Origin of the sequence: Methylobacterium tarhaniae (assembly GCF_001043955.1) — a bacterium.
GTDB lineage: Bacteria > Pseudomonadota > Alphaproteobacteria > Rhizobiales > Beijerinckiaceae > Methylobacterium > Methylobacterium tarhaniae.
In genome coordinates this window covers 1-10,443 of sequence record NZ_LABZ01000014.1, presented here as the reverse complement: position 1 = coordinate 10,443, position 10,443 = coordinate 1, and the positions used below count along the sequence as shown (strand labels likewise).

The following is a 10,443-nucleotide window of genomic DNA, read 5'->3' as shown; positions in this document are numbered from 1 at the left end:
CGGCGGCTCGGCCGGGCGCGGGCCGGGATAGACCGAGCGCACCGCGTCCCCGTTTCCGCCCTCCGGCGCGGGAGAGGCGGACGGCGCCGCGCCCTGGCCGGCCTCGGTCCGCTTGGGCGGCTCGGAGACGTGCGGGCCGGTGGCGCGCGGCATCAGGAACTGCCACAGGCCAGCGAGTCCGGCCGCCAGCACGACGATGATGAGGGCGCGGGTGATGGCCGAACCGGTCAGCATCGCGGGCGGGTGTCCTCAGGGCTCGAGCGAGGGCCGGTGGCGGCCGTCGGCCCCATCCTACAACGGGTTATGGCAGGCGCGAGGCGCCCGCGAGCCTGTGCGGCCAAGATCCTGCCGGATGTCCACGGATTTGCGCCGGATGGCCGGTTCCGTCGGACAGGCCTTCCTCAAGATCAGGCTGAATGTCGGGGCGCCGAACGACCCGGCAGCAGCGTCAGGTGGCGCAGGCCAGGCGCCGGATCGCCCGGATCGCCCCATCCCCGGTGCCCGGCCCGGTCCGGCCGGCGCGGATGCGCCGTTCCGCCTCCGCCAGGGGCTCGATCGCCACCGCCATGTGGTGGCCGTTGGCGTGGATCAGGTGGGACTCGTCCAGCATCATCCCGACATGGCCGCGCCAGAACACCAGATCGCCCCGGCGCAGGCCGGCGAGATCGGGGCAAAGCGGCACCGTCTCGCCCAGGGCGGCCTCCTGCTGGTCGCTGTCGCGGGGAGCCGGAATGCCGGCGGCCGTCAGGGCCGTCTGCACCAGCCCGGAGCAGTCGAGCCCGAGGCTGCTGCGGCCGCCCCAGAGATAGGGCGTGCCGAGGAAGCGGAGAGCCGTCGCGGCGAAATCCGGTTCGATCGCCTCGAGGGGCGCGAGGTGCCCGGCCCAGGCGAAGCGCCCGTCGGAGAGCCGCGCATAGGCCCCCTCCTGCGCCGCGACCGTCACCCGCGCGCCGAGGCTGAGCGCAGCCAGGGCCGGGCGCTTCAGGTCGGCGGCGGGGTAGAGGAAGGTGCGCAGGCTCGAGACCCGGTGGGTGGGGGCCGGGTCGGCCGGCCCGAGCGCCTCGGCCGGGAGGTAGCCGACATAGCCGTCCGCCGTGAGCTGCGCGAAGGCCCAGCCGTCGCGCAGGTCGTACACTGTCGCGGCCTCGCCGAAGAGCGCCTCGCTGTCGAGGCCGGCCGCCGGATCGGGCGCGCGACGCAGCGGTGCGACCGGCGCGGCAATCCGGTGCGGCTGGCCGGGGACGTAGCGCGCCGCCTCGACCTGCCCGCGCAGACGCTCGTCGGCGAGGTCGGGCCGGGCAGGGGTCAGGCGCGGATCGAGACGAGGGAGGTCGGTCATGGCGGTCGCAGTGTCTCAGGCCCGTCCGGTCCGGGCAAGCCGGCGGGGATGCACCCTGCGACCTTATGCCCGAGGCGGCGGCCGCAAGGGAAGCCGCGCCGATTTCCGCTGCCGTGACCGGGCGCTAACCGTAAGCGACGCGCAACCATTCCAGCGGCGCCGGGTTGGACATGCGCGTGTTGCACTGCAACAATAGCCGTGCACGCGCTATGGTCGACCCATGATGATGAGCCGCACCGTGAAGAAGCCGACCGACAAGCCCCGCAACCTGCCGCCGATCCGGGTGCGCAAGGAGCCCCCCACCGTCTCCGAGGCGGTGGCTGCGGCGCAGGATCTCGCCGACGACATCGAGCAGCAGGTCGAGATCGCCGCGGGCCTGATCGGCCTGCCCCCCGAGGAGGTGCGCCCGCACGTCCTGCAGGCCGCCCAGGTTCAGGCCGCCAAGCCGAAGACCGAGCGGGCGCCCGAGCGGATCATCAGCACCGGCAGCGGCCTGCGCGGCCCGCGCACGGTGATCGTCGAGCGCCGGGCCGGCCGGCCTCTCGTCGAGCGCCGCACCCGCCCGCCTCTCGACAGCCGGCGCTGAGGCGGCCGCGATCCGGACGCCCATCTTATGCTGTTGCACATGGAGTCGTATCCGAGAGAGTATTGTTCACCATCGAACGCCTCGGTGCGACTTCGACGGTCCGCCTGCCCGTGTTAGGCTGGCGGCATGGGGATCCTGCGGCGAGGGCGGCGTCCGATTGCCGTCGGTATGGTGTGAACATGAACTCTCTCGAGCCTGTCCTGTCAGGCGTGGATGCGTTGCGGCTCGACAATCAGCTCTGCTACGCGCTCTACGCGGCCTCCCACCGCATGACGAAGTGCTATCGGCCGCTGCTTGAGCGGCTGGGGCTCACCTATCCGCAATACCTCGTGCTGATCGTGCTGTGGGAGAGCGACGGGCTCACCGTCTCCGATATCGGCCGGCGCCTGCGGCTCGATTCCGGCACGCTGACCCCGGTCCTCAAGCGGCTCGAGGCTGCGGGCTTCGTGCGCCGGACCCGGCGGCAGGCCGACGAGCGCGAGGTCGAGATCAGCCTGACCGACGAGGGTCAGGCCCTGCAGGCCGAGGCGGTGGCGGTGCGCCGCTCCGTCGTCGAGACCTTGAAGATGTCGGAAGGCGAGATCGCGGACCTGCGCGCCCGCCTCGACGCCCTCATCGCCACCCTCGGCGGCGAGGCCTGAACCGGCGGCCGGCGCGGCAATTTGTTTGCCGGTTAACAAATCCTGCTTGAGCGTTCCGGTCCATCCCGCTTAAAGGGACAGGCGAGCGTGCCGTCCACCGCGAGGTGGACCGGCCTCCCGTCGTGCCCGAGAGGGCTTTCCCAACGAAGGATCTGTCGCGCGGGGGCGCATCGGGCCTCGCGCTCAAGACCGGACCAGCGAGTGCGCCGCGCCGTGACACCCGTGACCTGCCACAGCCTTCGGCCCCGCCGCCCGGGATGCCGCTCCCTCGCGGGCCGCGCAGGATCATGAAGAGCCTGAGGGCCCTGGCGAGCGTGCTGACCGGCTGGTCGGAGCGCAACGGCGAGCCGCGTCGGCAGGTCGCCGTGCTGCCGGTCCGGCCCGGGCCCGACGGCAGCCTGCAGGTGATGCTGATCACCTCCCGCGAGACCCGGCGCTGGGTCGTGCCGAAGGGCTGGCCGATGAAGGGTCTGAAGAACTACGAGGCCGCCGCCCGGGAGGCCTACGAGGAGGCGGGCCTGATCGGTCGGGTCGGCCGGCGGGCGCTCGGCAGCTACTTCTACCACAAGCGCCTGAAGAGCCGCGACACGGTGCTCTGCCAGGTCCAGGTCTTCCGTCTCGACGTTCGCAAGCAGCTCAAGACCTGGCCCGAGCAGCAGGAGCGCGAGGGGCGCTGGTTCAGCGTGCCCGAGGCAGCCGAGGCGGTCACCGAGGCCGGGCTCGCCGCCCTGATCCGCGCCGCCGGAGCCGAGGGTGCGAAGGCCCGCAAGGCCAAAGCCAAGGATGGGGCGAGCAAGGGGGCGGCGGGAAAGGCCGCCTCCACCAAGGGCGCGCCGGGCCGCGCGCCCTGACGCTCCCGCAATCCGGCTGTCATACGGCCTCGCTATAGGCTCGGGATTCGGGGCGCTCGGTCCCCCATTGTTCACGGGCGATGCGACGCGATGGCGATCATCCAGGCTTTCCAGGCCGGCGAATTCCTCAACTCGGCTCTGAGCCTCGTCTGCGCCTTCGTGCTCGGCACCCTGATCGGGGCGGAGCGCCAGTACCGGCAGCGCACCGCCGGCCTGCGCACCAACGTGCTGGTCGCGGTGGGGGCGGCGGCCTTCACCGATCTCGGCATGCGCATCGGCCACGCCGACGGAGCGATCCGCATCGTCGCCTACGTGGTCTCGGGCGTCGGCTTCCTGGGGGCCGGCGTGATCATGAAGGAGGGCATGAACGTCCGCGGCCTCAACACCGCCGCGACGTTGTGGTGCTCGGCCGCCGTCGGGGCCCTGTCGGGCGTCGATCTCGTCGCGGAGGCGGCCCTCGTGACCGCCGCCGTGCTCGCCGGCAACACTTTGCTGCGACCGCTCGTCAACGCCATCAACCGCATCCCGATCGACGAGCGCGACGCGGAGGCGACCTACGAGGTTCGTGCCACCACCGATACAGGCCGCCTCTCCGAGGTGCGCGACCTTCTGGTCGAGCGACTCGAGGCGGCCCATTACCCGGTGAGCGAGGTCGACGTCGAGGAACGTGGCGAGGACGACGTCGAGCTCGTCGCCACCCTGGTCAGCACGGCGATCGAGCCGGAGGAGATCGACGCGGTGATCGCCAAGCTCGGCGCCGCCGAGGGGATCCGGCGGGCGACCTGGACGGTTCGGACGACGGATTGAGGTGGATGCGGGTTTACATTTCTTGCTTGTTCCAGTGCGGCGATCCGCTTTTTATGGAATCTGTATTCAGGCGATGAATGGCCTCGCGACTTAACCATTCCTCAAATGCTATTCGCCTGCACAGGATATCACGTAACATGAATTGGTCGACATTAATCGGTCTGGAGACACCGATCGAATTTTAGATGGGCAATTTGCTCGCTACTTCGAAATCAGGAAGCAAAACCCGCATATCATTCAATTATTTTCGTATAAATTATGCGGTCAATCATAATAATATTATGAATTGATTGGATCGCCTCACGAGTCGCGTTCAGTGAGAAATTTTGCCGGTGTGGCAAATATCGATTTCGCGATAGGATGAGATATAGTATTTACCGAATAGTGAAGAAGAAAATTGCAAGCGGGCTAGGATCGGAGAAATCGACAGGGTGAATGTCATCGATGAGGCGTCAAATTGTACGGCTCAACGATTTGTATGTGGCATCGATTTCTGGAAGATTGTACCGACCAACCTTGGGACTTGGCGGGTCAGTTCTAAAGTATGCGTGCGTTCCCGCGCCTTGCCACGCCATAGTCACACCCGACCTCTGGCTGCAAGCATGCTGCGCCCTGTCGTGGCCGTCACGACCCCTATTGTCCTGGTATGGACAAACGGCCAATGCCGGCGTAAAAATCAATGATCCCAATGTTTTAGTAATCACACTCCGCTCAAGGCAGAGCGCGATGGCGCTGCGCATCGGAGAGAAAACAGGGAGGCTGTGTCTCCGAGCGATGACAAAAACCGACAGGAGCATTGAATGTGTGTGATGATACGATAGGTTGTGCAAGTAAAAAATTTATCGCTTGCGGTCACGGCCGTCTTGAGTTTGGCAGAGGATAAAATGGATATTTTCGATCGCGATTGGTATGCAACACTCGTCGGGCAGACAATGCACGAGGAATCACTACGAAAGCATTATCGCGATATCGGCCGTTTCAAAAATCTTTCTCCATCCCCTTACTTCGAGCATGCTTGGTATGTGAAAAATGCTAACATATCGGCCGACCCCGACATGGATCCTGTCGAGCATTTCGTAAAATACGAAGCAGCCGATCCACATCCACTGTTTAATTCAAAGTGGTATAAGTGGAATTATTTAGGCGACATTCCTAATGAAAATCCATTGTTGCATTATATTCAGCATGGATGGCGCGCAGGATATAACCCGCACCCGTTATTTTGGCTCAGTTGGTACAGAGATAAATACATCAAAAACCTGGTGGATATTGACCCATTCTATCATTTTTTGATCGAGGGACATGCCAAGGGATATAATCCCAATCCACTATTCGACGTCAGCTGGTATGTCGAAACGTATCGGTTGCCGAGCGATGTCAACAGCCTCACTGATTACATATACGGTGGGCATTTCACGCGCGATCCGCACCCGCTTTTTGACTCTGAGCATTATAGATTGGTAGTTGACTGTGAAGGCTTGAGCCCGCTCGAACATTACTTGACGAAGGGACGCGGAGTTAGTCCAAGTGTCATGTTCGATGTTGCGTATTTCATAAAAAATAATAAATCGAGCAGAACTAATTCCGATCATCCAGAACTCGTGCAATACATTGATCTGGCCAGCCACGAAAATGTGGATCCACATCCCTTGTTCTCAAGGAAATTTTATTATCAAAATAATCCGGATGTAAGATCGCTCGACACAGAAGCTTTATACCACTACGCCCGGGTTGGAGCGCGGGAAGGGAAACAGCCGCATCCTTTGTTTGAGCCGGATTTCTACTGGGAGCAGTTTCCAGATCGACGCTATTCCAACCCGCTGATCGATTATCTCAATCATTCCGTCGACTCGGCTGCGAGACCGCGTCGGCCGAGAGACCCTGACACGAGTCAGAAGCTCTTACCGCCGTCGCGGAGAGTGATTCGTTTAACGGGAGACGCCAAAACAATTAATCGGCAGAAACAAGACGTTCGTATCGGCGTATTTGCTCATATTTTTTATAGCGATCTTTCAGATTATATTGTTAGATATACGAATAATATAAGAGAAAAATGCACAATTTACATATCGACGTCCTCAGTGATCGATGCAAAAATCATCAGAAAAGTGTTCGAAGAGACATCGAGGCACGATTTCGTCATTCGTGTCGCTCCGAATCGCGGCCGTGACATCGCTCCTATGCTTGTCACATTCCGTGATGCTCTTGAGTCATGCGATTATGCTTTGCATGTTCATACGAAAAAATCGAAACATTACAGTCGGGACTTCGACGAGTGGAGAAATTATCTATTTGACATGAATCTCGGCACGCCGGAACTCGTCACCGCTATCCTCGATAGCCTGGACCGTCCGGATGTGGGCGCTGTGGCGCCCGATCATTTTGCACCCATCAAGCCATTGATCCAATGGGGTGGAAACTTCCACAACGTCGAGCAGCTGATGTTGCTTTGTGGCGAGCAAATATCGCCACGCCATATTCTCGATCTGCCAAGTGGGTCGATGTTTTGGTTCAAAACAAAAGCATTGAAGAAGCTGCTGGATTTGAATCTTGAGTATTACCATTTTGATCCCGAGGCCGATCAAGTCGACGGTACTCTCGCGCATGCGATCGAGCGCGCCTTTTTCTATTTCGTCGAAATGACGGATCATGAGTGGATCGTTCATCATCCGGATGGATGTACGCTGAGTGACCAGCCATCGAAATGCAAAGGTTCGATCGGGAATAGATTCTTCCCTAATGATCGTGATCTTGGCGTAACGCGAAAGTACTATCCAGAGTGTACAAACTATTTGGTTCGGCCGAGCGACGTCGAAAAGCCACGTATTAATTTATTAATTCCGGTTATTGATCAAGACAAGGGATATGCGGGAGCTGCAACTGCAATCGAAATTTTTATGAAACTGGCACATGATTTGAAAGGTATCTTTGATGCTCGTGTCATTGCAACCAATATCAGTATGTCAAACCAGTACGTCGCACCAAAGGACTTCCGGGTCGTTTCATGTTTCGACGACGATATCCCGAATCAGAACACCGTTATCGATGGTGCTCAACGCTATCTGACCCCAATTTTCTTTAGGAGAAATGATATCTTGTTTGCTACGGCTTGGTGGACCGCAGCCGGTGCTCTAAATATTATGGATCAACAAAGAAAATTTTTCAAACAAACGCCTGAAAAATTCGTCTACCTGATTCAAGACTACGAGAGCAGCTTTTATCCAAGGTCTACTAAGTTTGCCCTTGCTGAGCGGACTTATTGTAACTCTAGCGCTATAATACCGATTTTTAACACTGAGATATTGGCGAGCTTCTTTAGAGAGAATACTTCGTTGAAAAGCGGTCATGTGCTGCTTCCTGGGATTAACAAGCAAATTGACAGGCACATACAGCGAAACAGGCAAAAAGAAAAAATAGTTTTATTGTACGCCCGTCCTCATGCCGACAGGAATTGCCTTCCCTTTCTCGACATGCTCGTTAGTGATCTTACAAAATATGGGACGGATATTTGGAGGGATTGGCAATTTATTGCGATCGGCGAAGATTTCGATGGCAATATTTTGAGGTGTACTGATCGCATCAGGGTACTCGGAAGGTTGACGTTGGAGGAGTACGGTGATCTCGCATCACGCGCAGCCTTAGCCGTTTCACTGATGATGTCTCCCCACCCCAGCTATCCACCCATGGAATTGGCAAGCGCTGGGGTTCTTGTCTTGACAAACAACTGCGCCAACAAGGATATGTCAAATTTTCACGATAATATAACATCATTTGATACATTTTGTGTCAGTGACGTGAGTCAAAAGCTGACTAAGATAGCACATGATTGGCTCTCTGATACTGCCATCGGTTGGCGCGGCAAGCCAAAGATTGATTGGTTCTTCAATGGACAGTCAAACATCGATGGCGTGATACAAAAATTATCTGTCGATGTAAGAAATAATCTGGTTCCAAAAATGGATGAGCCATCTAAAAATTTAGGCAGCGATAGACGGTGAAGATACAGCCATTTTGAGTGTAGTACCATCGCGCCTTCGCATCGAGACGTCGATGCGAAGGCGTTCGGTGCGTCAGCGCCCGGCGCCGGCGGCGCAGACCCGTTCGGGCTCAGCCAGCGCTTTCCAACGAGTCCGCTCGACAGCGCCGTGGTCCGAGCGATCAAAACATGCCGAAAATGCACGGAGATTCCATCGGGGTCCGTGCGGAGGGCGAAACTCAACCAGCGCCAGAAAGCGACGATGGCGGCCAAGGCGAAGACTGAGGCGAAGTTGCGAGCAAGCTTGCCATTACGATGCCGACGTGTTCGGCACGCAGTGACCGGTTCGGAGCTTGAAGGGCTTTGGACCATCATGCGGGACGTTGCACACTCGCCAGGTATGCTCGATAGCCTTGTCAAACCCCGGACAGTGTCACCCGCCGAGCCTGCCGGCGCTGGATCAGCAGGAAGCTGCCGAAGGCCAGCCCGATGACGAGCAGCGACACGCCCGTCGTCACGGTGCCGAGCGCATAGATCTCCGGCGTCGTCACGGTGGTGGTGAGACCCTGGAGTTCCAGCGGCAGGGTGTTGCGCCCGCCGATCGCCTGGCTGGTGCGGGCGAGCTCGTCCCAGGACAGGGTGAAGCCGAACAAGGCGACGCCGACGAGAGAGGGCAGGATGATCGGCACCACGACGTGGCGGAGCGATTGCGGGCCGGTGGCGCCGAGGTCGCGGGCGGCCTCCTCGTAGGCCGGGTTGAAGCGGTTGAACACCGCGAACATGATGAGGAGGCCGAAGGGCAGGGTCCAGGTCAGGTGGGCGCCGAGAGCGGAGGTGAACAGCCCCATCACGGTGCCGTGGTCCTGGAGGAAACCCCAGCCGGTCCAGGCGGCGAGCGCCTTGATGCCCTCGTCGATCAGCCGGAATTCGAGGCCGATGCCGAGCGACACCACGATCGAGGGCACGATCAGGCTCGCCACCGCGACGTAGAACAGGGGCGTCTGGCCGAGGAACCCCTTGCGGAAGGCCAATCCGGCGAAGAACGCGATGGTGACGGTGAGCGCCGTCACCACGAGGCCGAGCGCCAGCGAGCGCCGGAACGCCGCCCAGATGTCGACGACGCCGAGCCCGGCCCAGAGGCGCGAGAACCAGAAGGTCGAGACCCCGTTCATCGGGAAGGTGAGGCCGCCCTGCGGGCCCTGGAAGCTGAGCGCCAGGATCGTCAGGGTCGGCCCGTAGAGGAAGAGCACGAACAGCCCGAAGAAGGCCGCCAGCACGTAGAACGAGAAGGGACGGGGCCCGTCGCGGCGCATTTTGTTCTAAAGCTCCCGGCGCAGGTCGATCAGACGGGTCAGCGCGGCGATCAGCACCATCACGGCGCCGAGCAGCACCACCGCGTTGGCGGCGGCCGCGGGGAATTGCAGGTAGGCCATCTGGACCTGGATCAACTTGCCGACCGAGGCGATCTGCTGGCCGCCCATGACGCCGACGGTGACGAAGTCGCCCATGATGAGGGTGAGCACGAAGATCGACCCGATGGCGATGCCGGGCTTGCACAGGGGAACGATGACGTTCCAGAGCGTCTGCCACGGCGTGGCGCCGGCATCCGTTGCGGCCTCGATCAGCGACCGGTCGATCCGCATCATCGAGTTGAAGATCGGCACGATCATGAACACCGTATCGAGGTGGATGAAGGCCAGCACCACCGAGAAGTCGGAATAGAGCAGCCCCTCGATCGGGGTGCGGATCAGGCCGAGGCCCAGCAGCGTGTCGTTGACGAGGCCGTTGCGGCCGAGCAGCGGCACCCAGGCGATCATCCGGATCACGTTCGAGGTCCAGAACGGGATGGTGCAGATCAGGAACAACACCGTCTGCATCGCCGTCGAGCGGACGTGGAAGGCGACGAAGTAGGCCACCGTGAAGCCGATGGTCAGCGTCGCGGCCCAGCCGAGCAGGCAGAACTTCAGCGTCGACAGGTAGGTCCGGAAGGTGGTGCAGAGGTCGCCCCCCGACAGGCAGCCCTCGAACACGTCGGCGTAGTTCTGGAGCGTGAAGGCCGGGATGATCTCGTACTCGTTGTACTCCCAGAAGCTGACGATCAGCGTGAGCGCCAGCGGCACCACGAAGAACACCAGGAACACCAGCCCGAGCGGCATCGCCTGCCAATAGGCGAGGCGGCGCTGGCGCCGCGTCGTCGCGGCGAGGCCGGGCAGGGGGGAGACGGCTGGCGCCGCCTCCGGGAG

The 10,443-nt window shown here is 60.8% G+C and carries 8 protein-coding genes and 1 pseudogene; 5 read left to right on the top strand and 4 right to left on the bottom strand.

What is annotated here, in order from left to right:
* Positions 1-234 (bottom strand): annotated as a pseudogene (locus VQ03_RS02450) (helix-hairpin-helix domain-containing protein); the annotation flags it as partial.
* Positions 235-448: 214 nt separating this feature from the next.
* Positions 449-1,339, bottom strand: a complete 891-nt coding sequence (locus VQ03_RS02445; RefSeq protein ID WP_048449270.1) for a C40 family peptidase — start codon at positions 1,337-1,339, stop codon at positions 449-451.
* A gap of 220 nt (positions 1,340-1,559) precedes the next feature.
* On the opposite strand from VQ03_RS02445, the gene VQ03_RS02440 reads away from it, so the two are divergent.
* The 5 genes from VQ03_RS02440 (at position 1,560) to VQ03_RS31455 (ending at position 8,222) form a co-directional block, all read left to right on the top strand.
* Complete coding sequence (locus tag VQ03_RS02440; protein ID WP_048449269.1) at positions 1,560-1,925, top strand: hypothetical protein; 366 nt, start codon at positions 1,560-1,562, stop codon at positions 1,923-1,925.
* Positions 1,926-2,104: 179 nt separating this feature from the next.
* Positions 2,105-2,566: a MarR family winged helix-turn-helix transcriptional regulator gene (locus VQ03_RS02435; RefSeq protein WP_048449268.1), complete on the top strand. Its 462-nt coding sequence runs from the start codon at positions 2,105-2,107 to the stop codon at positions 2,564-2,566.
* A 287-nt stretch (positions 2,567-2,853) separates the two neighbouring features.
* A complete protein-coding gene (locus VQ03_RS02430; protein ID WP_083467728.1) occupies positions 2,854-3,417 on the top strand; it encodes an NUDIX hydrolase in 564 nt (187 codons plus the stop codon).
* Positions 3,418-3,507: 90 nt separating this feature from the next.
* Positions 3,508-4,224 carry an MgtC/SapB family protein gene (locus VQ03_RS02425; protein ID WP_048449267.1) on the top strand — a complete coding sequence of 239 codons (717 nt, stop codon included), beginning with the start codon at positions 3,508-3,510 and terminating at the stop codon, positions 4,222-4,224.
* An 884-nt stretch (positions 4,225-5,108) separates the two neighbouring features.
* Complete coding sequence (locus tag VQ03_RS31455; protein WP_083467730.1) at positions 5,109-8,222, top strand: rhamnosyltransferase WsaF family glycosyltransferase; 3,114 nt, start codon at positions 5,109-5,111, stop codon at positions 8,220-8,222.
* 394 nt (positions 8,223-8,616) lie between these two features.
* Here the strand turns inward: VQ03_RS31455 and VQ03_RS02415 are convergent, their stop codons facing one another.
* Both VQ03_RS02415 and VQ03_RS02410 read right to left on the bottom strand, forming a co-directional pair.
* Positions 8,617-9,513: an ABC transporter permease gene (locus VQ03_RS02415; protein WP_048449265.1), complete on the bottom strand. Its 897-nt coding sequence runs from the start codon at positions 9,511-9,513 to the stop codon at positions 8,617-8,619.
* 6 nt (positions 9,514-9,519) lie between these two features.
* Positions 9,520-10,443, bottom strand: a 924-nt coding sequence (locus VQ03_RS02410) for an ABC transporter permease (protein ID WP_048449264.1), incomplete at its 5' end; no start/stop codon positions are given.